The sequence below is a fragment of the Nocardia sp. CWNU-33 genome (assembly GCF_046764895.1).
Taxonomy (GTDB): domain Bacteria; phylum Actinomycetota; class Actinomycetes; order Mycobacteriales; family Mycobacteriaceae; genus Nocardia.
On sequence record NZ_JBKOQN010000003.1, the window covers coordinates 371,313 to 394,542 of the forward strand.

General features: G+C 65.6%; 19 protein-coding genes. 8 read left to right on the forward strand and 11 right to left on the reverse strand.

The genetic code is table 11. From position 1 onward, the window contains the following. Positions 1-66 precede the first annotated feature (66 nt). From ACLMAL_RS05740 to ACLMAL_RS05770, 7 genes are read right to left on the reverse strand one after another with little or no spacing between them, the layout of a single operon-like run. Complete coding sequence (locus ACLMAL_RS05740; RefSeq protein ID WP_411998110.1) at positions 67-729, reverse strand: hypothetical protein; 663 nt, start codon at positions 727-729, stop codon at positions 67-69. Then, the gene (locus ACLMAL_RS05745; protein ID WP_411998111.1) at positions 726-2,393 is read right to left on the reverse strand and encodes an ABC transporter family substrate-binding protein; all 1,668 of its coding nucleotides are present in this window, start codon (positions 2,391-2,393) and stop codon (positions 726-728) included. Before ACLMAL_RS05745 ends, ACLMAL_RS05740 begins: the two co-directional genes overlap by 4 nt. Before the next feature lie 11 nt (positions 2,394-2,404). Next, the gene (locus ACLMAL_RS05750; protein ID WP_411998112.1) at positions 2,405-4,084 is read right to left on the reverse strand and encodes an ABC transporter family substrate-binding protein; all 1,680 of its coding nucleotides are present in this window, start codon (positions 4,082-4,084) and stop codon (positions 2,405-2,407) included. A gap of 32 nt (positions 4,085-4,116) precedes the next feature. Next, positions 4,117-5,826, reverse strand: a complete 1,710-nt coding sequence (locus ACLMAL_RS05755) for an ABC transporter family substrate-binding protein (RefSeq protein ID WP_411998113.1) — start codon at positions 5,824-5,826, stop codon at positions 4,117-4,119. A 24-nt stretch (positions 5,827-5,850) separates the two neighbouring features. Then, positions 5,851-7,701: an ABC transporter ATP-binding protein gene (locus tag ACLMAL_RS05760; protein WP_411998114.1), complete on the reverse strand. Its 1,851-nt coding sequence runs from the start codon at positions 7,699-7,701 to the stop codon at positions 5,851-5,853. Beyond that, positions 7,698-8,618 (reverse strand): ABC transporter permease, encoded by a 921-nt coding sequence (locus ACLMAL_RS05765; protein ID WP_411998115.1) that lies wholly within the window; start codon positions 8,616-8,618, stop codon positions 7,698-7,700. The genes ACLMAL_RS05760 and ACLMAL_RS05765 overlap by 4 nt, the downstream gene beginning before the upstream one ends. Further along, positions 8,615-9,592, reverse strand: coding sequence for an ABC transporter permease (locus ACLMAL_RS05770; RefSeq protein WP_411998116.1), 978 nt, complete (start codon positions 9,590-9,592; stop codon positions 8,615-8,617). Before ACLMAL_RS05770 ends, ACLMAL_RS05765 begins: the two co-directional genes overlap by 4 nt. Before the next feature lie 257 nt (positions 9,593-9,849). Between ACLMAL_RS05770 and ACLMAL_RS05775 the strand changes: the two genes are divergently transcribed. Further along, positions 9,850-10,650, forward strand: a complete 801-nt coding sequence (locus tag ACLMAL_RS05775; protein ID WP_411998148.1) for an HAD family hydrolase — start codon at positions 9,850-9,852, stop codon at positions 10,648-10,650. Between the two features lie 87 nt (positions 10,651-10,737). Here ACLMAL_RS05775 and ACLMAL_RS05780 read toward each other — a convergent pair whose 3' ends face one another. Next, the gene (locus ACLMAL_RS05780; RefSeq protein WP_411998149.1) at positions 10,738-13,080 is read right to left on the reverse strand and encodes an N-acetylmuramoyl-L-alanine amidase; all 2,343 of its coding nucleotides are present in this window, start codon (positions 13,078-13,080) and stop codon (positions 10,738-10,740) included. 317 nt (positions 13,081-13,397) lie between these two features. On the opposite strand from ACLMAL_RS05780, the gene ACLMAL_RS05785 reads away from it, so the two are divergent. Next, positions 13,398-14,786 carry a SpoIID/LytB domain-containing protein gene (locus ACLMAL_RS05785; RefSeq protein WP_411998117.1) on the forward strand — a complete coding sequence of 463 codons (1,389 nt, stop codon included), beginning with the start codon at positions 13,398-13,400 and terminating at the stop codon, positions 14,784-14,786. 103 nt (positions 14,787-14,889) lie between these two features. Here ACLMAL_RS05785 and ACLMAL_RS05790 read toward each other — a convergent pair whose 3' ends face one another. Next, positions 14,890-15,390 carry a MarR family winged helix-turn-helix transcriptional regulator gene (locus tag ACLMAL_RS05790; RefSeq protein WP_411998118.1) on the reverse strand — a complete coding sequence of 167 codons (501 nt, stop codon included), beginning with the start codon at positions 15,388-15,390 and terminating at the stop codon, positions 14,890-14,892. A gap of 107 nt (positions 15,391-15,497) precedes the next feature. Between ACLMAL_RS05790 and ACLMAL_RS05795 the strand changes: the two genes are divergently transcribed. The 4 genes from ACLMAL_RS05795 (at position 15,498) to ACLMAL_RS05810 (ending at position 18,794) form a co-directional block, all read left to right on the forward strand. Beyond that, a complete protein-coding gene (locus ACLMAL_RS05795) occupies positions 15,498-16,436 on the forward strand; it encodes an EamA family transporter (protein WP_411998119.1) in 939 nt (312 codons plus the stop codon). A gap of 83 nt (positions 16,437-16,519) precedes the next feature. Then, complete coding sequence (locus tag ACLMAL_RS05800; RefSeq protein ID WP_411998120.1) at positions 16,520-17,293, forward strand: MerR family transcriptional regulator; 774 nt, start codon at positions 16,520-16,522, stop codon at positions 17,291-17,293. A 222-nt stretch (positions 17,294-17,515) separates the two neighbouring features. Continuing rightward, complete coding sequence (locus ACLMAL_RS05805) at positions 17,516-18,091, forward strand: hypothetical protein (protein ID WP_411998121.1); 576 nt, start codon at positions 17,516-17,518, stop codon at positions 18,089-18,091. Positions 18,092-18,242: 151 nt separating this feature from the next. Further along, positions 18,243-18,794 (forward strand): hypothetical protein, encoded by a 552-nt coding sequence (locus ACLMAL_RS05810; protein ID WP_411998122.1) that lies wholly within the window; start codon positions 18,243-18,245, stop codon positions 18,792-18,794. Positions 18,795-18,997: 203 nt separating this feature from the next. Here ACLMAL_RS05810 and ACLMAL_RS05815 read toward each other — a convergent pair whose 3' ends face one another. Then, positions 18,998-19,624: a TetR/AcrR family transcriptional regulator gene (locus ACLMAL_RS05815; protein ID WP_406235217.1), complete on the reverse strand. Its 627-nt coding sequence runs from the start codon at positions 19,622-19,624 to the stop codon at positions 18,998-19,000. Positions 19,625-19,731: 107 nt separating this feature from the next. Here ACLMAL_RS05815 and ACLMAL_RS05820 point away from each other — a divergent pair, with 107 nt between their 5' ends. Beyond that, a complete protein-coding gene (locus ACLMAL_RS05820; RefSeq protein WP_328408011.1) occupies positions 19,732-20,454 on the forward strand; it encodes an SDR family oxidoreductase in 723 nt (240 codons plus the stop codon). Between the two features lie 22 nt (positions 20,455-20,476). Here ACLMAL_RS05820 and ACLMAL_RS05825 read toward each other — a convergent pair whose 3' ends face one another. Continuing rightward, positions 20,477-21,700 (reverse strand): hypothetical protein, encoded by a 1,224-nt coding sequence (locus ACLMAL_RS05825; protein ID WP_411998123.1) that lies wholly within the window; start codon positions 21,698-21,700, stop codon positions 20,477-20,479. A 246-nt stretch (positions 21,701-21,946) separates the two neighbouring features. Between ACLMAL_RS05825 and glf the strand changes: the two genes are divergently transcribed. Further along, positions 21,947-23,173, forward strand: a complete 1,227-nt coding sequence (glf, locus tag ACLMAL_RS05830; protein WP_411998124.1) for a UDP-galactopyranose mutase — start codon at positions 21,947-21,949, stop codon at positions 23,171-23,173. Positions 23,174-23,230 lie beyond the last annotated feature (57 nt).

Consider the following 23,230-nt stretch of genomic DNA (forward strand, 5'->3'; position numbering starts at 1 on the left):
ATCGGACTCGCCCCGTGAGGTAGCGGCTGATTGCTGCCGTCGGCTGGCGGAATGTGTCACGGGGAGTCAGCTGGGGTCGGAGCCCCGGATGGCGGAGAGCCAGATCGTGCAGGCAGCGGCGACGATGGTGGCGGCGAGGAAGGCCGTGAAGCCGCCATTGGCGACGTAGACCCACATCAGGGCGATGAAGGGGGCTGCGACTGTTGATTGGGCGTCCAGCAGGAGTCGGCGGGTCGGGCGGGTGGAACTGGTGGCGAGAGTGGGGGCTTCGGGGTCAGGGCGAGAGGGATTGTCGATGAGGCGGCCGGGGGGTTCGGTATCGCGGATGCGGCCGGAGGGGTACAGGCGGAGGGTGCCGGTGTGGATGGACCGGTCGGTGATCTCGCCGGTGGTTTCGGTGAGGGCCAGTAGGGCTGGGTCGAAATAGACGGGGAGCCAGCGGGGCCGATCGGTGCCGGTGATTTCGAGCCAGGTTCGGCTGAGGAGGCGGTGGTCTTGGCGGATGCGTTTGATGCCGATGGTGCGGGTGGCGCTGGGGGATCCGTTGGGTAGCAGGCCGAGGGCTCTGCTCAGCTGGTAGGCCGTGTAGCCGAGAACGCCGAGCGCCACTGTCGCCAGGGCGGCGAGTTGGTCCGGGTCGGCGAACGGCGCCCAGGCGAGGCAGATCGCCAGGGCGCCGATCGTCACGGTGACCGGGTAGGCCAGGGGGTGGCCCGGTCCGGAACTCACTTCAGGAAGCCGACTTTGGTGTAGTCGGGGGAGGCGAGACCGAAGGCTCCGTAGTTGGCCAGGTTTTCGCGGACCGCGTAGGTGCCCGATGCCTGCTGGAGCGGGATCGAATAGCCCTCGGCGAAGATCATCTGATCGCACTGGTTGGCCAGTGTGATCGCCTTGTCGGGGTCGAGCTCGGAGATCGTTTTATCGATGAGTTCGTTGAGTTCCGACGAACCGATCCTGGCCTTGTTGCCCTGTAGGTTCGCCGGGTTGTAGGCATAGATCTGGGGCAACGCGCTGAGCGGGAGAACGCTACCGCCCCAACTGAACTGGGCAATATCGAAGTTGCCCGGATCGATCACGTCCTTGAAAAGGCCACTGCCGGGCACGGTCTGGATGGTCAGCTTCACGCCGACCGCGGCCAGATTCTGCTGCACGATCTGCGCGGTCTGCACCCACTGATCCTGCTGGTACATCACATCGCGGATTTCCAGTTTGCGGCCGTCCTTCTCACGGACATCGCCGTTGAGCTTCCAGCCGAGCGCATCCAGCATCCGCGCGGCCTCGGCGGGATCGAACGCAATGGGACCCGCGTTGTCCTGGTAGCCCTTCTGACCTGCCATGAAGACGTGATTGTTCAGCGGCTTCGGGTCGGTGACGATGCCGTTCTGGGCTGCGGTCACCAGACCTTGCCGATCGATCGCCTTCGAAATGGCAATGCGCAGTTGCGGATCCGAGAGCAGCGCGCCTGACGCACCGTTGAAGGTCAGATGCGACCAGCTCGGCTCCGGTGTCCGGCGGATGACGACATTCTTCGAGTTCTTGGCCGCGGTCACCAGCTCGATACCGGACATGTACCCGTAGTCGAGCTCGTTGTTCTGGATCGCGGGCAGCATGGCACTGTGGTCGAGCACGCTGAGGGTGATGGTGTCGAGCTTGGGGGTGTCGCCCCACCAGGTCGGGTTGCGGTTCAGCGTGATCCGGTTCTGGGCGCGATCGATAGTGGTGATGACGAACGGTCCCGAGCTGACCGACAGCGAGTTGAGGTCGAGATTGGTGAACGCATCGGGATTCGCGGTCACGGCCTTCGGATACAGGGGGCTGAACTGGCCCTGCCATTCGGCGTAGGGCTTGTCGAAGGTGACGATCGCCTGCCGATCGTCGACGCCGCGCTCCACCTTGGCGACCCGTTCGAAACCGCTGGTCGAGGAAACCAGGAACGCAGTGTCCTTGCCGCTCAGCGCCGCCGCCTGCGAGCGCATGTCCTCCCAGGTGAGGGGGCTGCCGTCGGACCAGACGGCCTTCGGGTTGATCGTGTAGGTGACCTGCTGTGGGGAGGTGCTCGTCAGGGTGATGTCGGTGAAGTAGTTGTGGTCGACCGTGAGCTGTCCGGCGGCGTCGCTGACGAACGCGGCAGGCATCGTCGGGCCGATCACGGTGGCACCGTCATCGGTGCCGCCGTCCACATGCAGGTAGTTGAAGTTCGACGGGAAGGCACCCAGCGCCAACCGCAGATTGCCGCCGTCGCGCAGTTCGCTCGGGTCCTTCGGGTTGATGTCGTTCGTACTGCCGATGGTGCTGGTGCCCGCGGTCACGTCGCTGTTGGAGCAACCGGCCACGATCAACCCGAGGGCGACGACCGGGATGGCGCACCGGGTGCCGAGGGTACGAAGCCGCATAGCTGGTCCTCTCACTTCAGGAATCCGATCTTGGTGTAGTCGTAGGATGCCAGCCCGGCCGCGCCGTAGTTCGCGAGGTTCGCACGGACCGCGACATTGCCCGGTGATTGCATCAGCGGCAGCGAATGCCCCTCCTCGAACACCTTGCGATCGATCTGATTTGCCAGCTCGATGGCCTTCTTCGGGTCGAGTTCCGAGATGGTCCGCTCGATCAGGTCGTTGAGTTCCGGCGAACCGATGCGCCCGTAGTTGCCCTGCAGATCGTTCGGGTTGTAGCCGTAGATCTGGATGAGGCTACCGAGCGGGAAGGGATCACCCACCCAGGTCCACTGCCCGACATCGAAATTGCCCGGCGCGATGACATCAGTGAAAAAGCCCGTGCCCGACTTGGTTTCGATGGTCAGTTTGACGCCGATCTGGGCGAGGTTCTGCTGGATGATCTGCGCCATCTGCACCCAGACGTCCTGGTTGTACATGATGTCGCGGATCTCCAGCTTGCGGCCGTCCTTTTCCCGAACCTCGCCGTTGAGCTTCCAGCCGAGTGCGTCCAGTTCCTTGGCGGCCGCGGCTGGATCGAAACCGAGGCTATTGTCCTGGTAGCCGTCTTGGCCCTGCAGGAAGATGTGATTGTTCAGCGGCTTCGGGTTCTCGACGAGGCCGTTCTGGATGGCGCTGGCAATGCCCTGCCGGTCGATGGCCTTCGAGATCGCGACGCGCACGCCCTGATCGGCCAGGATCGATCCGGGCGCCCCATTGAACGTCAGGTGCGACCAGCTATTTCCCGGTGCGCGGCGGATCGCGATGCCGTTAGTATTGCGCGCCGTCTTCAACTCGTCCCTGCTGGCGAGGCCGACCGCGTCGATTTCGTTGTTCTGTAGCGCGGGCAGCAGTGCCGCACTGTCGAGCACGCTGAAGGTGAAGGTGTCGAGTTTCGGTGTGTCGCCCCACCACTTGGGGTTACGACCGAGTACGACCCGGCCCTGCGCCCGGTCCACCGACTGGATGATGAACGGACCCGATGACAGCGTGAGGCTGTCGAGCTGGCTCTTGTTGAAAGCCTCCGGGGTGGCCGTGACGGACTTGGGGTACAGGAACGTATTGCCCGCGAATTGTCCGCGCCAGTCGGCGTAGTGCTTCTTGAAGGTGATGACGGCCTGCCGGTCGTCGACACCGCGCTCGACCTTCTCGACCCGGTCGAAGCCGGTGTTGTTCGCGATCAGGAACGATTTGTCGGCCCCGCTGAGCGCGTTGGCCTGGGATTTGATGTCTTCCCACGTGATCGGGGTGCCGTCGGACCAGATGGCCTTCGGGTTGATCGTGTAGGTGACCTGCTGTGGCTCGGTGCCGCTCAGCGCGACATCGGTGAAGTAGTTGGTGTTGACCGAGAGTTCGGCTGCCGCATTGGTTTTGAACGCCCGCGGCATCACCGGGCGCAGCAGCGCGCCGGTGTCGGCGTCGTTTCCGTCGTTGTGCAGCGCATTCCAGTTCTGCGGCAGTGCGCCGATGGCGAGGCGCAGATTGCCGCCGTCGCGCAGTTCGCTGACATCTTTCGGGTTGATGTCGTTGGTGGTGCCGAGCGCGGCGACGGCGCCTTCGGGCGCGGCCTCCTCATCCGAACTACACCCGGCCGCGATCAAGCCGACCGTGACAAGGGGGATCGCCAGTCGTGTCGTCCATGAACGAATCCGCATGGTCCGCTCCTTTCCGCAGCGATGCTGCTGGGTTACTTCAGGAAGCCGATGGTGGTGTAGTCGTAGGACGCGAGCCCGGGGGAGCCGATATTGGCCAGCTCGGCACGGACACCGAAGCTGCCGTCGGATTGGGTGAGCGGCAGGGAATGGCCCTCCTCGAACACCTTTCGATCCACCTCGTTGGCCAACTCGATCGCCTGCTTCGGATCGAGTTCCGCGAGGGTGCGATCGATGAGGTCGTTGAGCTCCGGTGAGCCGATGCGGCCGTAGTTGCCCTGGAGGTCGTTCGGGTCGTAGCGGTAGATCTGCCGAATGCTGCCGAGCGGGAACGCGTCACCCTGGAAGATGAACTGGGCAGCGTCGAAGTCACCGGGCTGGATGACATCGGTGAAATATCCCGCGCCCGCCTTGGTATCGATGGTCAGCTTGACGCCGATCTGCGCCAGGTTCTGCTGGATGATCTGGGCGATCTGCACCCACAGCGGGTCGTTGTACATGACGTCGCGGATGATCAGCTTGCGTCCGTCTTTCTCGCGGACATCACCATTGAGCTTCCAGCCCAGTGCGTCCAGTTCCTTGGCGGCTGCGCCCGGATCGAAGCCGAGGCTGTTGTCCCGGTAGCCTTCCTGGCCCTGCAGGAAGATGTGGTTGTTCAGCGGTTTCGGATTCTCGACGAGGCCGTTCTGGGTTGCGGTCGCGATGCCTTGCCGGTCGATGGCCTTGGAGATGGCGACCCGCACCTGCGGATCGGCGAGGATGGAGCCCGGTGCTCCGTTGAACGTGATGTGCCGCCACCGGTTGCCCGGTGCGCGGCGCAGGGCCAGCCCCTGGGTGTTGCGCACCGTTTTGACCTCGTCGATGCTGTTGAGCCGGACCAGGTCGATTTCGTTGTTCTGTAGCGCCCCCACCCACGCCGGGTGGTCGAGCACGCTGTAGGTGATGGTGTCGAGCTTCGGTGTCGCGCCCCACCATTTCGGGTTGCGGCCCAGCACGATTCGGCCCTGCGAGCGATCGGTGGACTGCACCATGAACGGGCCCGCACTCGGTCCTATGGCGTCGACCAGACTGTTGTTGAACGAATCCGGGTCTGCTGTCACCGATTTCGGGAACAGTGACGCATTGCCCGCGAACTGGCCGCGCCATTCCGCGTACGGGTGCTTGAAGGTGAGCACCGCCTGCCGGTCGTCGACCCCGCGTTCCACCTTGTCCACGAACTCGAAACCGTTGGTGATCGCGATCAGAAAGCGTTTGTCGGCCCCACTGAGCGCGTTGGCCTGGGAGCGGATGTCCTCCCAGGTGATGGGGTTGCCGTCGGACCAGACGGCCTTCGGGTTGATCGTGTAGGTGACCTGCTGCGGGTTGGTGCCGGTCAGCGCGATATCGGTGAAGTAGTCCTTGTTCACCGAAAGCTCGCCCGCCGCATCGGTGGTGAAGGAGCGCGGCATCATCGGTCGTTCGATATCGGCGATCTCGCCGTCGTTTCCATCGTTGGACAGCGTGTTCCAGTTCGCCGGAAACGTGGTCGTCACCAGGCGCAGGTTGCCGCCCTCGCGGATGTCATCGCGGCTCTTCGGGTTGATATCGCTGGTGGTGCCGAGCGCGTCCGACAACCCCTTGCCCGCGTCGGAGTCCTCGGCGCCACAGCCGGTCGCGATCAGGCCGATCGCGACCGCCACCGCGGCACATCGCAGTGCGGTCATTCGGGTTGAGCCCATCCCGGCTCGGCTCGATCGGATCCGCATTGCGCTCTCCTTTGCTCCCGGCCGCTACCGGCTCACGGCCGGAACCGGAATCGCGTCGATCAGCGCCCTGGTGTACTCATTGCGCGGATCGGCGAAAATCTGTTCCGCCGGACCGGATTCGACGATCTTGCCGCGGTACATCACCGCGATGTCGTGGGCCAGGTTGCGGACCACCGACAGGTCGTGCGAGACGAACAGATAGGACAGTCCGCGTTCGATCTGCAGGTCGCGCAGTAGGTTCAGCACGCCTGCCTGGATCGACACGTCCAGTGAGGACACCGGCTCGTCGAGCACGAGTAGCTCCGGATCCAAGGCCAGCGCGCGGGCGATGCTGATGCGTTGCTTCTGGCCGCCGGAGAAATCGGCCGGATAGCGATCGGAGTGTTCCGGGCGCAGGCCGACCTGTTCGAGCAGTGCCGGTACCCGTCGGGCGATGTCGGCACGTGAACGGCCATCGATGCGCAGCGGCTCGGCGAGTGCGTCGAAAATCGGCAGCCTCGGGTCCAATGACGCGGTCGGATCCTGGAAGACGATCTGCATCTTCCTGCGGATCTCCCGCTTGTGCGCCTTGGTCAGGGTCGCGACATCGCTGCCCATGATCTCGATGCTGCCGGATTCGGGCCGGACCAGGTCCAGAATCTGGGTGAGCGTGGTGGATTTTCCGGAACCGGACTCGCCTACCAGCGCCAGTGTGCGGCCGGCGCGGACTTCGAAGCTGATGCCGTCGACCGCGCGCACCTCGCCCTTGTGGCGCCGGAACACCACACCCGAGGTGATCGGGAAGGTCTTCACCAGCTCCGAAACCTTCAGCACCACACGGTCTTCGGTAGCGGCCTCGGTCTGCGGTTCGGAGATTTCCTGACGGTAGGCCTCGAACAGTTCCTTCGAACCGACCTCCGCGGTGCGGATGCAGGCGGCGGAGTGCCCCGGGTTGGTCTTCTCCAGCGGTGGTTCGGCCGCCCGGCAATCGTCGATGGCGATCGGGCAGCGCGGCGCGAAGGAGCAGCCGGGCGGCAGCGAGTGCATCGCGGGCGGTGCGCCGACGATCGGGATCAGCGGACTGCGCGCGGGGCCGTCGATGCGCGGAATGGAGCCGAGCAGCCCCACCGTGTACGGCATCCGCGGTGCATTGAAAAGCTCTGTGGTGGTGGCAGTTTCGACGATCTTGCCTGCGTACATGACCGCGACCCGGTCGGCGAGAGTGGCGGCGATGCCCATGTCGTGGGTGATCATGATGACGCCGGCGCCGGTGATGTCGCGCGCCTTGCGCAGCAGGTTCAGGATCTGCTTCTGCACGGTCACATCGAGTGCGGTGGTCGGCTCGTCGCAGATGATCAGCGCGGGATCGTTGGCGATCGCCATCGCGATGACAACGCGCTGGCGCATGCCGCCGGAGAACTCGTGCGGAAACATGGTGGCGCGCACCGCGGGCTCGGGGATGCCGACCAGGTCGAGCAGCTCCACTGCCTTCTCGGCGGCTTCCTTCTTGCTCATCGTGCCGTGCGCGAGCAGCGCCTCGGCGACCTGGTCGCCCACCCGGTACACCGGGGTCAGCGCCGAAAGCGGGTCCTGGAACACCATGCTGATGGACCTGCCGCGCAGCTTGGACAATTGGCGGTCACCGAGCCCGAGCAGCTCACGCCCGCGCAACCGGATGGACCCGTTGATGCGCGCCTGCTCGGGCAGCAGCCCCATCACCGCGAGCGACGATACCGACTTGCCGGAACCGGATTCGCCGACGATGGCGAGTACTTCACCGTCGGACACCGTGTAGTTCACCCCGCGCACCGCGTCGATCCGGCCCTCCTCGCTGGGGAACGAGACTCGCAGATCGGTGACCTCGAGCAGGGGTGCGGTCGAACTTGCTCCCGTCATGCTTTCGCTTTCTTCCGCGAGCGGGCCCGCTTGGCGCCCGGATCGAACGCGTCGCGCAGGCCGTCGCCGACCAGATTCGCGCTCAGCACGGTGATGATCAACAGGCCACCGGCGAACAGGAACAGCCAGGGGTAGGTCAGCGCCGATTTGGTGCCCGCTGCGATGAGCGAGCCGAGCGACACATCGGGCGGCTGCACACCGAAACCGAGGAAGCTCAAACCGGTTTCGGCCATGATCGCCGCACCGACGCTGAGCGTGGTGTCGATGATCAGGATCGACGCGATATTCGGAATGATGTGGCTGACGATCACCGTCCGGGTCGGCGCACCCATGTACCGGGCGGCCTTGACGAATTCGCGATCACGCAGGCTCAGGGTCAGGCCGCGCACGATGCGCGCGCTGATCATCCAGCCGAATGCGGCGAGCAGCACGATCAGCAAGACGATGGATCCGCTGCCCTTCGTGCGCGGTGCGAACAGCGCGATGATGATGAAGCTGGGCACCACCAGCAGCAGGTCGACCACCCACATGATCGCCCGGTCGGTCCAGCCGCCGAGCAAGCCGGCCAGCGAGCCCGCCGTCGCGGCGATGGCGGTGGAGAACAGTGCGACACACAGGCCGATGACCAGCGATTTCTGCAGGCCGCGCAGCGTCTGCGCCAGCACGTCCTGGCCGATCTGCGTGGTGCCGAAGGGATGCTTGGCGCTCGGTGGCTTCAGCAGCGCGGTGTAGTCCAGCTGCTGATAGTCGTAGGCCAGCAGCGGCGGCAGCGCGAAGCTGGCGACGAACAGAGCGATCAGCACCACCGCGCCCGCAATGGCAGGCTTATTGCGCAGGAACCGGCGCCAGACGAGCTTGCGTCTGCCGGAGGCGGTGATCTCGGGCGCGCCCTGAACAATAATTTCGGCTTCGGTCATCCCACACGCACCCTGGGGTCGAGAATCGCGTACACGATGTCGGAGAGCAGACCCGACACCAGCACCACCAGCCCGGCGAAGGCCGTCACCGTCACCACCACGTAGAGATCCTGGGCGTTGATCGAGTCGACGAGCCACTCGCCGACGCCGTGCCAGCCGAAGATCTTCTCGGTGAACGTCGCGCCCGTGATCAGGCCGCCGAGGCTGTAGGCGAACAGCGTCGCCATCGGAATCAGCGCGGTGCGCAGGCCGTGCTTGTACAGCGCCTTGCTGCGGGTCAGCCCCTTGGCGCGGGCGGTGCGAATGAAGTCGCTCTGCAGCACGTCGAGCATGGCGTTGCGCTGGTAACGGCTGTAGCCCGCCATACCGCCGAGCGCGAGGCCCGCCGTCGGCAGCACCAGGTGCTGGAGGCGGTCGAGCAGCTGCGGCCAGAAGCCGGTGACCGTATTTGCCGAGGTTTCACCGGTATAGAGGAAGATCTGCGAACCGGTGAGCGAGTTGACTTCCAGCGCACCATATTTCAACAAGGTGGCGAGCAGGAATACCGGAGTGCTCAGGATCAGCAGCGAGACGACCGTGGTGAAATAGTCGCTGAATTTGTATTGCCGGATCGCCCCCGCCGCGCCGATCAGCACGCCGAGCACGGTGCCGACCAGCGAACCGATTATCAGCAGTCGCAGACTGACCGCAACGCGGCGCGGCAACTCCTCGCTGACCGGCTGTCCCGCAAGCGTGGTGCCGAAGTCACCGTGCGAGACACCCTTCAGCCAGGTCACGTAGCGCTGCGGAATCGGATCGTTGAGATGCAGCTGCTCGGCCTTGGCGTCGATCACCGCCTGCGGTGGCCGCGGGTTGCGCTGTTCGAGACTGTCCAACGGCCGAAACGTCAGCGAAGCAAGGCTGAACGTCAGGAACGAGGCCAGCAGCAACAGCACGACATAATTGAGCGCGCGTCGTAGCAGGAAGCCGGTCATCAGTCCTCTGGTCTTACGGCTGGGCGGGCCAGCGTGAGTATTAGCCCCTGATCATAAGGACGTGCGTGGCCGCGCGCGTGCCACGCGGTGGTTCGGCATGTCCTTTATTCTGTCGGATCTCCGAAGTCCCAGCCGGGGACCGGGACCGACGACGCGATATGGCCTCGACCGCCCTCCTGATGCGCATCGCGATCGTCTCGAGACTGTTTTCCGGCAGGATGGCGTAGGTGACTCGCCTGGACCTGCCCAAACCGAAGATGGTTGCCACCGATGTCGACGGCACCCTCATTGATCACGACGAGCGGGTCACCGCGCGGACCAAGGCGGCGATCGACGCCCTGGTCGCCGATGGCGTGCCGTTCGTCCTCGCGACCGGTCGGCCGCCGCGCTGGATCGATCCGGTGGTCGACGGTCTCGGTTACGCGCCGCTGTGTGTCTGCGGCAACGGTGCGGTGATCTACGACAGTGCCACCGATCGGGTGCTGGCGAGCAAGACATTGGACGTGGAGACCCTGGTGTGGATCGCGGATCTGGCCGAACGTGCGCTGCCCGGCTGCGGTCTCGCCGCCGAACGAGTCGGCGCCCGCGCGCACGACGCGGTGACACCGCAGTTCGTGAGCTCGCCCGAATACGAACACGCCTGGCTGAATCCGGACGACACCGCCGTGGCCCGCAGTGAGGTCATCGACGCGCCCGCGATCAAAATGCTGGTCCGACTACGCGGAACCAGCAGCGCCGATATGCGCGCGGTGCTCGCGCCACTGATCGGGGACCGCGCCGACATCACCTATTCGACCGATCACGGCCTGATCGAGCTGTCTGCACCGGGCGTCACCAAGGCCTCCGGGCTGGCCTCGGTGGCACAGCGGCTAGGGGTGGAGCACTCGACGATCATCGCGTTCGGCGATATGCCCAACGATGTTCCGATGCTCACCATGGTCGGGCACGGGGTGGCGATGGCCAACGCACACCCGGAGGCGCTGGCCGCTGCCAACGAGGTCACCGCGGCGAATTCGGAGGACGGGGTTGCGCGGGTGCTGGAACGCTGGTGGGTCTGAGTCAGCTCGGTTGGTCTCGGGTGGACCAACCGATGGGGGCGCAATATGTGGTGCTGCAACAACTTTCGAAACATCGCAGCTGTGGGTCTACTCCGGGGCCGGACCGGCTTCTGGTGCGGGCACAGTCTCTGGTGCCGAAGCGACCCCCGGGGCCGGTGCCGGATCAGTGCCATGTGCGGGAGCATCGCCCGGCGCTGCGGTAGGTGCGACGCCCGGCGCCGGTGCGGGCGCCGGTCCGGGTGCGGCGATCTGGTCGTTCGGTTTGCGCCGCATTTCCTGCTGGTAGGTGTCGTTGAAGGTCTTCCACACTGTGGTGACGATGCCGGTCAGCTGGTTGAGAACCAGTGAGCCGTACTGGAAGTCCGAACGCAGGCCATTGGGCACCGGGTAGGAATTGCTCAGCGGCAGGCCGAGCACGCCCGCGTCGGCGCCGAGTGCGAGGAAGCGGTCGAGGAGCGCACCCATCACCGCGTACACCTGGCCGTCGGGTGCGGAATAGACATACCCGTTGGTGAACTTGGCGTACTGCTGGCCCTGGGCCGCGGGAAGCAGCAGCGACTTCGCGGCGCCGAGCATGCCGGTCGGGCCCCCGTGGTCGAACCAGTACCTGGCGATTCCGCTCTCGTTCACTATGGCGAGCAGCTCGTTGGTCAGCGCGGCAAGTGTGGCGAGGTCGGACTGCGTATGCGGTGCGGTCTGCTGCTGAGTGCCGTTCTGCGTCTGCGTATTACCGGTCTGCGGTTGGGTGGTCTGCGCCGACGCGCTGGAATGTCCCGTGCCGCTCGCGGCGATGTCGCGAATGCGATCCATCATCGCGTAGGCGGCGTCACCGGGGCAGCTGGTGTTGCCGACGTCGCGGTGCGCGAACACTATCGGCAGTCGGACGCTCTCACCTTGTGCGTAGGAGGTGAATTCGGTGCCTTCGGAGTACATGGTGGTGTACCCCTTCGGGTCGAGGCCCGCGACCTTCGTCTTCCAGCCGACGAACTTGCCGATGGCGTTGATCGCCTCGTCCGAGGGCTCCTCCGACTCGTAGTTTCCCATCAGCGACACACCCGAGGTGTTCTCGTTGAATCCGCCCGCATGCGCGCCCTGCACCGGGCGATCGAGTCCGCCGAAGCGACCCTCGAAGATCTGTCCGTACTTGTCGACGAGGGCGTTGTAGCCGATGTCGCACCAACCCAACGTTGTTGCGTGATAGGCGTAGATCGCGCGGACGATGCCCGCGGACTCGGCCTTGCTGTAGTCGTTGCGCCCCGCGGTGTGGTGCACGGTCACCGCGCCGACGCCGTCCGCGTCGTAGGTCGGTTCCTCGCAGCGGATCGATTCGTCGGCGCCCCACTGGGCGCGGGTGATCACGTTCGGGCCGCCGCCGGGCAGTGCCGCGGCGACGTTGGACAGTTCGCCGTCGATGGCGCCGCGGCCGGGATCGATGAGGACCGCGTTCATGGCCGCGGCATTGATCTGGGCCGGGTCGTCGGAGCGCGCGGCGGCCGGTGTCGGCGGCGTAGGGGTCGCGGGCTCCTGCGGCATTGTCGACGCAACGGGCTTGCGGGTCACCAGGATCTGCACGGCCTTCGTGTCGCCGACATAGATCGGTTCCGTACCGGTGGTGCCGCCTGCCGGGGCATGGTCGGTGCGCCGGGTGTCGACGGCCTCGGTGTCGTACCAGGGTCCCCATGCGCCGTCGGGTTGGCGGGCCCGGACCATCGCGTTGGTGTTCACCAGATCTTTTGCCGTGAGTGCGACCACGCTGAACGGTGTTTCGCGGCTGAGTTCTTTGACCTGCGCGCCGACCTGGTCGACCAGGTCGGGCGGGACGGCGCCGGGCGCCAATGCCGGTGTGTCGGGGGTGGTTCCCGGTTCCAGCAGGCTGGTGTCGGCGATGAAGCTCGCGATCGGGGCGCGGCCCGGGAGCGGCGGCGTGGGAGCCGTTCGGCTCGGGGCGGTGTACTGGCCGGAGTTGGGGTGCTGTCCGGGAGCTGTTGGAAACTGCCCGGGAGCGAATTCGCTCTGACCAGGGACATTTCGGCTCGGCCCGGAATTCGGGCTGGGGCCCGGCGCTGTCGGGCTTTGGCCGGAATTGAGCTTGGGTAATGGAATTTCCCGGGGTAGCTGAATGCCTGGTGGCAGCGGCAGGCCATCGGGAATCCGTACCGACGATGGCAATGGCAGCATGCGCAGGTCGGACAGATGCAGGTCCGGCAGGTCGAGGCCGGTTAGATCCCTCAGCGGGAGCGTGATGTCGGGGGCGGAGGCCAGCGCCATTTCGGCGAGTTGTGCGGGTACAGCAGCCAGCTCGCTATCGGTGGTCGAGCGGTAGTCGCTGGAATCGCTCATGCTCAATGCTGCGAGCGGGGCCGCTACCGCGAGCGTGGTGACAACCGGGATTACGTAGGAACGTTTCGGTTTGCGGTACGGCACCAGCATCTCCATTCAGGTCGAACCGACAATCTGTACAAAAGTCAGGCTTGCTTCCTGATGCATCAACAATCACACTAGTTTACAACTGTCACATATCTAAACCTCTTGTTGAGGATTAATATGATTGCTCGAATGTAGCTCTCGGATTGCGACCGGATGGCGCGACATGCCGACAGGCAGGCAACCGATCCGGTCCTGGAAACCGTGGGAGTGAACGGATGCGACGCAGACAGCACCGAAATGAAAGCGCACGGGCGGAGCGACAATTGCCGGCGAAATGGGGTGCGCGCATACCGCGCTCGGTCCGCGGATATCGCGGCCCGATGGCACGGTCCGCGATATCCGTGCGTCCGGCGCTGATCACCGGTGGTGTGCTGCTCGCTGTGGGTGTACTTCTCGCATTCTGGGGTTGGCCAGGGCAAACGGGATATCGACCGCTGGCCGGGCCCGGGCACGGACGTGGCATGAGTCAGGTCGGGGCGTTCGACAGCGCGCTCGAGGGGTTGTCGGCCGAGCGGATTCTGGAGCACTACTACCCGGGCGCAGACCTTGGCCGGATCCCGCACACCACGGTCGCGGTGCGCCTCGTCGAACAGGATGACTCCACCCTGGACGCCTACGCCGATGCGGGCGGTCGGGTCGCGGGACGGGAGCTCGCCGCAGGCCAGGCCGCTCATCTCACACCGGTGGCCGACGGCGGCGCGAATGTGGTCGTCACCACCGGCTGTGATGGCGAGGTGGTGTGGCAGTCCGCGACCGACGACCCGTGGATCTATCCGCTCGACCGAGCGCCCGGCAGGCCCGCCGCTGAACATCTGACCCTGTGCGGCGGCTTTGCCTACCGGGGCGCGCTCGGTGTGGCGACGGAGAACGGCGAGGCGCGCACGGTCAACCGGGTCGACGTGGAGGACTACCTGCTCGGTGTGGTGCCCGCCGAGGTGCAGGCCAATTGGGCGGACAAAGGTGCGGCGGAAGCCCTTCGCGCTCAAGCGATCGCAGCTCGTTCGTATGCCCTTGCCGAACACCGCTACCCCTACGCGCAGACCTGCGACACCACCGACTGCCAGGCATATCCCGGCACCGACAAGGAAGATCCGCGTGCGGCGGCCGCGGTAGTCGCCACCGCGGGCATGGTTCTGCTACGCGACGGACGGATCCTGCGTGCGGAATACTCCGCCGCGCCCGACGGCGGCGAGCCGGCCGATATCTATACCTTCGCCGTCGGCCCGACGCCGGGCGAATTGGGGCCGCTGCCAGTCGAACCCGGCCCCGCCGACCAGACGGTCGTTGCTCCATCGGATCCGCGCACCCGGACGGTCGTCGGTGAGTCGCCGATCGATATCGAGTACCGGCGGATCGGCGGCGCGAACAGTTCGGTCGGACAGCCGTCGGGGCCCGAGATGGCGCTGCCACAGCAGGCGGGCACTTATCGGATGTTCGCCAACGGCATCATCATTTCGACGCCGACGCTCGGTGCTCGGGTCGTCGACTTCACCAGGCTGATGGAGCTGGTGCCCGAGGGGCCGGCCGATCAGGCGACGCCTTCGGGCGCCGCCGTGCCGTTTGCCGATGCGATGCCGCCCGCGAGCACCGTTGCGCCGGGGCGCATCGTCGCACCGAAAACCGCGTCGACCCCGACGCCACGTCCGACGCCGAACACTGCCATCCCGTCCGGCGGTCCGATCGGAGACGAACGCCGATCGGTTCGCTGACATTGCCCGAGGAGTGCTCTCGGGGCCGAGGTTTTCCGAATCCGCCGGCGTGTCGAGCGGTTCGTCTTTCGCGCGAAAGCTGACCCCGAAGCGTCGGTGCAGGTCAATCCAGCGAGGTGTCGCCCAGGGACTCGGACAGGTTGCGCAACAGGCCCGCCAGCTGTTCGCGCGCCTCGGGATCCAGCGTCTTCAGCATGCGCTGCTCATTTGCCATGTGGAGGGGGAGTAGGTCGTCGATCAGGGTGCGGCCGGCCGGGGTGAGCTGAACCCGGACCGATCGGCGGTCTTCGGGATCGGGCGTGCGTTCCACCAGACCTTTGGCTGCGAGTCGGTCGATGCGATTGGTGATCGCGCCGGAGGTCACCATGGCCGCTCGGTTCAAAGCGCCTGCGGTGAGCCCGGTTTCGCCGCCGGAGCGCCGCAGTGTGGCCAGCACGTCGAACTCCCAGAACTCCATGCCGTGGCCCGCGAAGAACTTCTTCAGATCCTGTTCGACCACGCGCGACAGGCGGCTGATCCGCCCGATCACCTGCATCGGTGAGACATCCACATCGGGGCGTTCGCGGCTCCAGTGTTCGGTGATCAGGTCCACAGCGTCTCCCATGAGAGCTCCTCTCGATCCTAAGAATCTTAACATTAATCTACTTGACGATGAGATGCCTCGTGCGGTAGATATTTCAACGTTGAGATTATCAATGAGGAGCGACCGACATGACCACAACCACCGCCCCGCGCGCCGCAGGTTCCTACGCGGGCACCCTGGCGCTCACCGCCCTGACCCCGATCGTCTGGGGCTCGACCTATGCCGTCACCACCGAGTTCCTGCCCCCGGATCGGCCGCTGTTCACCGCGCTCATGCGTGCGCTGCCCGCCGGGCTCGTGCTGCTTGCTCTCACGCGGGTGCTGCCCCGCGGCATCTGGGTCGGGCGGGCTGCGGTGCTCGGCATCCTCAATATCGGGGCGTTCTTCCCGCTGCTGTTCCTGGCCGCCTACCGGCTGCCGGGCGGTGTCGCGGGCGTGCTCGGTGCGGTGGCACCGATGATCGCACTCGGCTTCGCGGCGATGGTGCTCGCGGAGAAGCCGACCGGGCGCAAGATCATCGCCGGTCTGGTCGGTGTTTTCGGCGTCGCGCTCGTGGTGCTGCGGGGCAATGCCCAACTCGACACGCTCGGGGTGATCGCCGGACTCGCCGGCGCCGCATCGATGTCGTTGGGCACGGTGCTCACCAAGCGCTGGGGACGGCCCGAGGGTGTCGGTCCACTCGCGCTCACCGGCTGGCAGCTCACCGCGGGTGGATTGTTCATCGCGCCGCTGGCCGTCCTGATCGAGGGCGCGCCGCCCGCGCTCGACGGTCGCGCTGTCGGTGGCTACCTGTACCTCGGCATCATCGGCACCGCGGTGGCGTACTGGCTGTGGTTCCGTGGCATCTCCCGGGTGCCCGCCACCTCGATCGCCTTCCTCGGACTGCTCAGCCCGGTGTCGGCGGCCGTGATCGGCTGGGTCGCGCTCGGTCAGGCGCTTACTCCCCTACAGGTCACCGGCATGGTGATCGCCTTGGTCGGCACCCTGCTCGGTCAGCTGGCAGGCAAGCCCGCACCGGCGGCGCTGCCCGAGGAGCCGGGCACGCAGGTGCCCGTCCCGGCTCGCTAGGAGCTCGCCGAGAAAGATATTGACCTTGACGTAACGTCAACTTGCAAGCTGGTAACTATCGACGAGAACGAAGGGAAAGGGTTATGACATCGGCCACCCGCAGCGACGAATGGTCCATCCAGGACCTGGCCAAGGCGGCAGGCACCACCAGCCGGACGCTGCGCCACTACGGGCAGCTCGGGCTACTGCTACCGAGCCGAATCGGCGCCAACGGGTACCGCTACTACGACCAGAACTCCCTGGTGCGGCTGCAACGCATCCTGCTGCTGCGAGAACTCGGCCTCGGCTTGCCTGCCATCGCCGAAGTTCTCAACGGACACCAGGACACCACCGCCGCACTGCGCGCGCACCTGGAACTGCTACGGCAGGAACAGGATCGGATCCGGCGCCAGATCGAATCGGTGACCACCACGCTGCACAAGACGGAACGAGGTGAACAACTCATGGCAGCAGAAGTTTTCGACGGCTTCGACCACACCAAGTACAAGGATGAGGTGATCGAACGCTGGGGCAAGGACGCCTATGAGAGCGGTGACCGTTGGTGGCGATCGCTGAGTGAGGCCGACAAGATGGCATACCAGCAAACGCACATCGACATCGCGGCCGACTACGGCCGGGCGCGCGCCGCAGGGCGCACCCCCGACAGTGACGAGGTCCAGGCCATCGCGCAACGGCACCGTGACTGGCTCGGCGACGGCTGGCATGGCCGTCAGCTCACTGCCGAAGCCTTCATCGGTCTCGGCGAAATGTATGTCGCCGATATGCGGTTCCGGAAGAACTACGACGTACACGGCGAGGGCATAGCCGAATTCGTGCGTGACGCGATGAAGGTCTACGCCGAGCACCGGCTGCGGTAACCGGAAACTATTCGGTCGCAACAAGGTAGAGCGCCCGCATGAACCCAAGCCCAAGCACAGGACATGCGGGCGCTTTCGGCTTGGATGCGGCAGTAGACGCGCGCGGGCGGGTTGGTTCGGTAGACGCTGGATCGCTGCGGGCCGCTTGCCGTGATACCCGTAGCTGTTTCCGGGCTACCTGGATGTCCAGTGGGGACACCGATCACCGACTACGGTCGAGCTGTGGATGCCACTGTGAATGCGGGCGCAGCCCCGTACTCGGAACCGAGCGGAGTGTCGGCGACGGCGGCGGGGGCCCTCGGCCTTGTCCTCGGTGCGAGCAACCTGATCGGCGCGGGCATGCTGCTGATCGCATTCCGCAGCGACCCGGACGAATTCGACAACTCCCTCACCATCTTCGCGACCCTCGGCGCCCTGCTGCTGGCCTTCGCGCTGATCTACGGCGCAATCCTGCTGTTCCGCCGTGACGAGACCGGCCGCTATACCTTCACCGTCGCTTCGGGCCTGATGATCGCCATCGCCCTTGCCGCGCTTGCCTGTTCGCTCACCCACCACGAATTCAGCTACGGCATCCACTGGTTCGACGAAGGGACCCGCGCCGCCGACGCCCTCCAGTCGACATTCGGCCTGGTCGGCACCCTCACGGCCCTCGTTCACACGGACTGGCTCGCCGGCCTGACCGCAATGGTCGTCCCCCTCGTCACCTTCCGCACTGCGGCATCGAGCTACACCGCTCGTTGGGTAGCGGCACCCCCTCGCCGCCGAGCTGTTCCACATCCGGACGAGCCGGTCTACTGACGGCCTCGCGGCCCGCATCGCGCGACCTAACCGATCTGCTCAGAGTCGTGGACGGCTCGGTCTACTGACCGCGGAGCACACCTCGACTCTCGTTGAGTGAAACGGCTGTGGCGCGGTAGAGTTCGCGGTCGAAGTGGGAGGGAGATTCGGCATGGGGTATCCGTATGGCCAGCCGGGTTATGGCTATCCGCCACCTGTCTATGGCTATCCGCAACAGCAGCCTGGTGGTGGTTCCGCGATCACCGCTGCGGTATTCGCGTTGATCGTCGGATTGATCGGCGCTGTCGGCGTGATTATCGGACTGGTCGGCGTGGTGAGCGCGAAGAATGAGGTGAACAATCACCACAGCTTCGGGCCGTCGGCCCCGGAGGTGCCCGATTTCCTCTTCGGGTTGGTCGCGCTCGGCGGCGTGGCCGCGTTCCTCTGGCTACTCGGCGCGATCCTGCTGTTCCGTCGCAGCTCGGCCGGGCGAGTGATCCTGATCATCATGTCCTCGCTGAGCCTGGTCGGCCTCGCCATCAGCGCGGCCACATCGAATCCCGCCGCCTTCGTCGTCGGGATCGTGCCACTCACGATTCTCATCCTCGCCTCCCTCAGCTCGACCGGCCGATGGATCGCCGCAGGCCGCGCTGCCCACCCGCCGCAGTACCCATACCCACCCGCCCCGGTGTACGGCCAACCGCCACAGTATCCCCACTACTGACGGTCGGCATCGAATCGTCATTAGTTGCGGCGCAACAGTATTCCGCGAACCGCGAACAGGTCCGATCATGTTGCTCGTCCTGTCGTGCATCGGAATCGTCGGCGGCTCGATCGGAATCATCGCCGGCCTCGGTTCCGGCGCCCCGGTCGGCATTGTCGGTGGCCCCAGCAGTAGCTCGCATACCTGAGCGCCTATCGATTCGCTCAGCCGCGCATGGCCTGCATCAGTTGGTCCTCGGTGATCGGGGGGACCGGGAGTGGGTGGGCGGCGGAGGCGCGGAGGCCGTCGAGGATCAGGGCCAGGTGGCGGCGCCAGAGGTCGGGGGCCACGGTGGCGGTGGCTTCGACTATGCGGGTGTGGGACCAGGTGATGAAGGCGATGTCCTCCAGGACCCAGTCGGGGCGCAGGACACCGGCTTCCTGTGCGCGGATGATGATTCGGCGCATCAGGCCGTGGCCGTGTTCCTGGGCGTGCGCGATGGCGGCGCTGGGTGCTGCGCGCAGTGACAGGTCGCTGAGTAGGCGGTCACTCGCTTGGAGTTCGCAGACCTTCTCGACGAGGTAGGTGAAGGCGTCCCAGGGGTCGTCGATGGCGATGGCCTGTTCGGCGATGCGTCCGCCTGCTTCGATGCGGTCTTCGACGGCGGCGGCGATGAGGTCGTCGCGGGTGGGGAAGCGGTTGTAGAGAGTGCCGATGGCGACGCCGGCGCGGGCGGCGACCTCCTTCAGGGGTGCGTCGAGACCGCGTTCTTCGAACACTTCCCTGGCAGCGGTCACGAGCGCGTCCCTATTGCGGCGGGCGTCACTGCGTAACGGCTTGTCCTCGGGCATTCGCCGATCCTACAAATCTGCTGCTCGATTTATCTTGAGCATAGGTTCAAGTTAATGCTACGGTCGCATTGAACTTGAACCATGGCTCAACTTAGTGAGGTAATGGCATGACGAAGACGATCGCGATATTCGGGTTCGGGCCGGGGCTCGGCATGGGGACCGGGCGGCGGTTCGGCCGCGAGGGCTTCCGGGTCGCGGTGATCGGCCGGAATCCGGACAAGGCCGCGCAGTATGTCGAGGAGCTGGCCGCGGAAGGCATCGAGGCTGCCGCCTTTCCCGCGGATCTCACCGACGAAGCGCAGCTGCGCGGTGTGGTCGAGGACATCACCGGCACGTTCGGGCAGATCGACGTCGCGCTGCACGGCGCGGCAGCCGACATGGCGGACCGGACCCCGACCACGCTGGACGTGGACGCGGCAGCCTTGCGCGTCCCGCTCGAACTGAAGCTCTACTCGCCGATCTGGATGACTCGCGCGCTCGCGCCCGCGATGGTCGAGCGCGGTGCGGGCACCTTGCTCTTCTCCTCCGGGTCGTCGGATCGGTTTGTGCTGCCCTATCTGTCCAACTTCGGCGTCATCCTCGGCGCACAGCGCACCTATATCCGCCAACTCGAAGTCGAACTCGCGGGCACCGGCGTCTATGTCGGACTGCTCAACATCGGCGTGCTGATCGGCAACAGCAAGGCCGAACGCATCGTCGACGAGCATCCCGAGTTGGTGCCGCCCGGTGTCGAGATCGCCAGAATGGGCAATGACGAACTGGGCGAACATTATTGGCGCATGTACACCGAGCGCACCGAGGTCGAGGTGGAGGTCGGCTTCCCCGAGTGACGTGGGTTCATCCGAGCAGTGATTACACCGCGCACATCGACTGGATGACGCCCTTCATGACCGGCGCGCCGTAGGTCGTCGGGGCGAAGGCAAGGGTCTGCACGATCGACAGCGGGGTCGTGACCGACGCCGCGACGCCGGTGAACCCGAGCACCGTGGTGCCCGCGGTCAGCAGCAAGCTGGTTACATCCAAGGCCAACGTCGCGAGGTCGAAGGCATGCTCGACGCGAACCTCGGACAGCGGCACAGTGTCGAGCGCCTTGCCCTCGTAGATGCCGAAGCCGAGGTTGGTGAGGAAGGTCAGCGGGCCGTAATCCATCGCGCTGACCAACGGGCCGAGCTCTTCGGTGCGGCGCAGCAGTGCGATCTCGGCGACGCGGTCTTCGCGCAGGAAGTTTTGCACGGAGTCGGCGGCGGCGTTCATGGCCGGACGGTCCAGCGGCAGGTCGGCGTGCTCGAGGAAGTTTCGGGTGCGTTCGACCAAGGTGTGGGTGGTCAGCTCGGCCAGCGGCGTGCAGGAGCCGTCGGCGCGGATCAGGGTATTGGCGAGATCCACAATGGGCGCGGGCACTTCGACGCGCTCGGTGCCGATCTCGGATTCGTCGAGCACCAGCTTCGGGTAGGCGTTCGGTGCGGCGCAGTTGGCAGCGATGAAGTCCTGCACCTTGCGTGCCAGCAGCTTCACGCCGTTGAACGCCGCGCCGACCACCGGCTTGAGGAAGAAACCGACGGTGGGCACCAAGCTCGCTGCCAGCTGAGTCGGGATCTTCACGATTCGGGTAGCGAGGACGAACACCTCGATCGCGTCGTTCACGGTGAGCCGCGACACCGACATGGTGGTGTCGAGCCGCCCGGTGCGCACCGCGTCGAGGCCGTTGACCAGGTAGGTGACGATCGGATCGTCCAGGAACTCCAGCCGTCCACCCGCCGTGGCCGGATCGATCGGCAGCCCATCTCGATGGACTCGAACCGCGGCGATGGTGGCGCGGAAGTCGGTGACGGTGCGGTCGAAGTCGCCGAGCCGCTCGATCGGAACCATGGTGCGCACGGCGGTCGCGGCGGCGGTCACCACATCGTCGAAGGTCGGCGCGCCTGTCACGCACAGCCCCGCGCCGTCGGCGATCGGTGTGCCTGCCAGCGAGTCGGCCTCGGCGGCCTGTGCGGTGGGGACGAGGACCGCGCCGCCGAGGACGACGAACAGGGCGAGAAGCCCGATGAGTGGGGCGAGGGGGCGTGGCATCCGCATGTGCGAGGTCTTCCGGTCGATCGGGCGGTGGTGCGGCTCGAACCGGCATCCATCAACAAACTGGACGCCCGCTCAATTCGAGTGCCTATGTAATAGCGGCCTTATTGCGGTCACATGGCGGTTTCGGCAAACTTTCGGCGAAATTCGGATGTTCTCGAGACGAAACCACCGGCTGGAGCAGGGCCGCTCAGCCCGCCCGGTGACTCCGCCAGGACAGCGCGGAGACTTCCGATACGCTGGGCTCCCGTGACCGCCGCATCGTCCTCGGGTAACTCCGTCCCCACCGCCTCACAGTTCGATCTGATCGTCGTCGGCTCCGGATTCTTCGGGCTGACCGTCGCCGAACGCACCGCCAACTTGCTCGGCAAGCGAGTGCTGGTGATCGACCGCCGCTACCACCTCGGTGGCAACGCCTATTCGGAGCCGGAGCCGGAAACCGGTATCGAGGTGCACAAGTACGGTGCGCACCTGTTCCACACCTCGAACAAGCGAGTGTGGGATTACGTCACCCAGTTCACCGAGTTCACCGGCTACCAGCACCGTGTCTTCGCGATGCACAAGGGGCAGGCCTACCAGTTCCCGATGGGCCTCGGCCTGATCTCCCAGTTCTTCGGTCGCTACTTCACCCCCGACGAGGCGCGCACGCTGATCGCCGAACAGGCCGCTGAGGTCGAGACCAAGGACGCGCAGAACCTGGAGGAAAAGGCGATCTCGCTGATCGGCCGCCCGCTCTACGAGGCGTTCGTCCGCGACTACACCGCCAAGCAGTGGCAGACCGATCCGAAGGAACTGCCCGCGGGCAATATCACCCGCCTGCCGGTGCGCTACACCTTCGACAACCGCTACTTCAACGACACCTACGAGGGCCTGCCCGCGCAGGGCTACACGAAGTGGCTGGCGAACATGGCCGCCTCCGACCTGATCGAGGTCAGGCTCGACACCGACTGGTTCGACGTGCGCGAGCAGATCCGCGCCGAGAACCCGGACGCACCGGTGGTCTACACCGGCCCGGTGGATCGCTACTTCGACTACAGCGAGGGCGAACTCGGCTGGCGCACTATCGATTTCGAGACCGAAGTGCTGACGACCGGCGACTACCAGGGCACCTCGGTGGTGAACTACAACGATGCGGACGTGCCCTACACCCGCATCATCGAGCCGCGCCACTTCCACCCCGAGCGCGACAGCTACCCGAACGACAAGACCGTGATCATGCGCGAGTACTCCCGCTTCGCGCAGACCGGCGACGAGCCGTACTACCCGATCAACACGCCGGAGGACCGCGCCAAGCTCGCCGCTTACCGTGCCCTCGCCAAGAAGGAAACCGCAACGGAGAAGGTCCTTTTCGGCGGCCGCCTCGGCACCTATCAGTACCTTGACATGCACATGGCCATCGGCAGCGCGCTGAGCATGTTCGACAATGTGCTGCGGCCGCACCTGGAATCGGGCGAGCTGCTCGCGGATGAGGCGTAGATGAGTCACACTCGCGAAGCCCGGCTCGTCGAAGCCGACCGGGTGCGGGTGACCCGC

What these genes read in the sequence shown, in the direction of transcription:
- ACLMAL_RS05775 (WP_411998148.1), top strand. Translation starts at nt 9,850, where the DNA reads ATGGTTGCCACCGATGTCGACGGCACCCTCATTGATCACGACGAGCGG.
- ACLMAL_RS05785 (WP_411998117.1), top strand. Translation starts at nt 13,398, where the DNA reads ATGGCACGGTCCGCGATATCCGTGCGTCCGGCGCTGATCACCGGTGGT.
- ACLMAL_RS05760 (WP_411998114.1), bottom strand. Translation starts at nt 7,701, where the DNA reads ATGACGGGAGCAAGTTCGACCGCACCCCTGCTCGAGGTCACCGATCTG.
- ACLMAL_RS05780 (WP_411998149.1), bottom strand. Translation starts at nt 13,080, where the DNA reads ATGCTGGTGCCGTACCGCAAACCGAAACGTTCCTACGTAATCCCGGTT.
- ACLMAL_RS05770 (WP_411998116.1), bottom strand. Translation starts at nt 9,592, where the DNA reads ATGACCGGCTTCCTGCTACGACGCGCGCTCAATTATGTCGTGCTGTTG.
- ACLMAL_RS05810 (WP_411998122.1), top strand. Translation starts at nt 18,243, where the DNA reads ATGGGGTATCCGTATGGCCAGCCGGGTTATGGCTATCCGCCACCTGTC.
- ACLMAL_RS05745 (WP_411998111.1), bottom strand. Translation starts at nt 2,393, where the DNA reads ATGCGGCTTCGTACCCTCGGCACCCGGTGCGCCATCCCGGTCGTCGCC.
- ACLMAL_RS05800 (WP_411998120.1), top strand. Translation starts at nt 16,520, where the DNA reads ATGACATCGGCCACCCGCAGCGACGAATGGTCCATCCAGGACCTGGCC.
- ACLMAL_RS05790 (WP_411998118.1), bottom strand. Translation starts at nt 15,390, where the DNA reads ATGGGAGACGCTGTGGACCTGATCACCGAACACTGGAGCCGCGAACGC.
- ACLMAL_RS05825 (WP_411998123.1), bottom strand. Translation starts at nt 21,700, where the DNA reads ATGCGGATGCCACGCCCCCTCGCCCCACTCATCGGGCTTCTCGCCCTG.
- ACLMAL_RS05820 (WP_328408011.1), top strand. Translation starts at nt 19,732, where the DNA reads ATGACGAAGACGATCGCGATATTCGGGTTCGGGCCGGGGCTCGGCATG.
- ACLMAL_RS05795 (WP_411998119.1), top strand. Translation starts at nt 15,498, where the DNA reads ATGACCACAACCACCGCCCCGCGCGCCGCAGGTTCCTACGCGGGCACC.
- ACLMAL_RS05750 (WP_411998112.1), bottom strand. Translation starts at nt 4,084, where the DNA reads ATGCGGATTCGTTCATGGACGACACGACTGGCGATCCCCCTTGTCACG.
- ACLMAL_RS05815 (WP_406235217.1), bottom strand. Translation starts at nt 19,624, where the DNA reads ATGCCCGAGGACAAGCCGTTACGCAGTGACGCCCGCCGCAATAGGGAC.
- ACLMAL_RS05755 (WP_411998113.1), bottom strand. Translation starts at nt 5,826, where the DNA reads ATGCGGATCCGATCGAGCCGAGCCGGGATGGGCTCAACCCGAATGACC.
- ACLMAL_RS05765 (WP_411998115.1), bottom strand. Translation starts at nt 8,618, where the DNA reads ATGACCGAAGCCGAAATTATTGTTCAGGGCGCGCCCGAGATCACCGCC.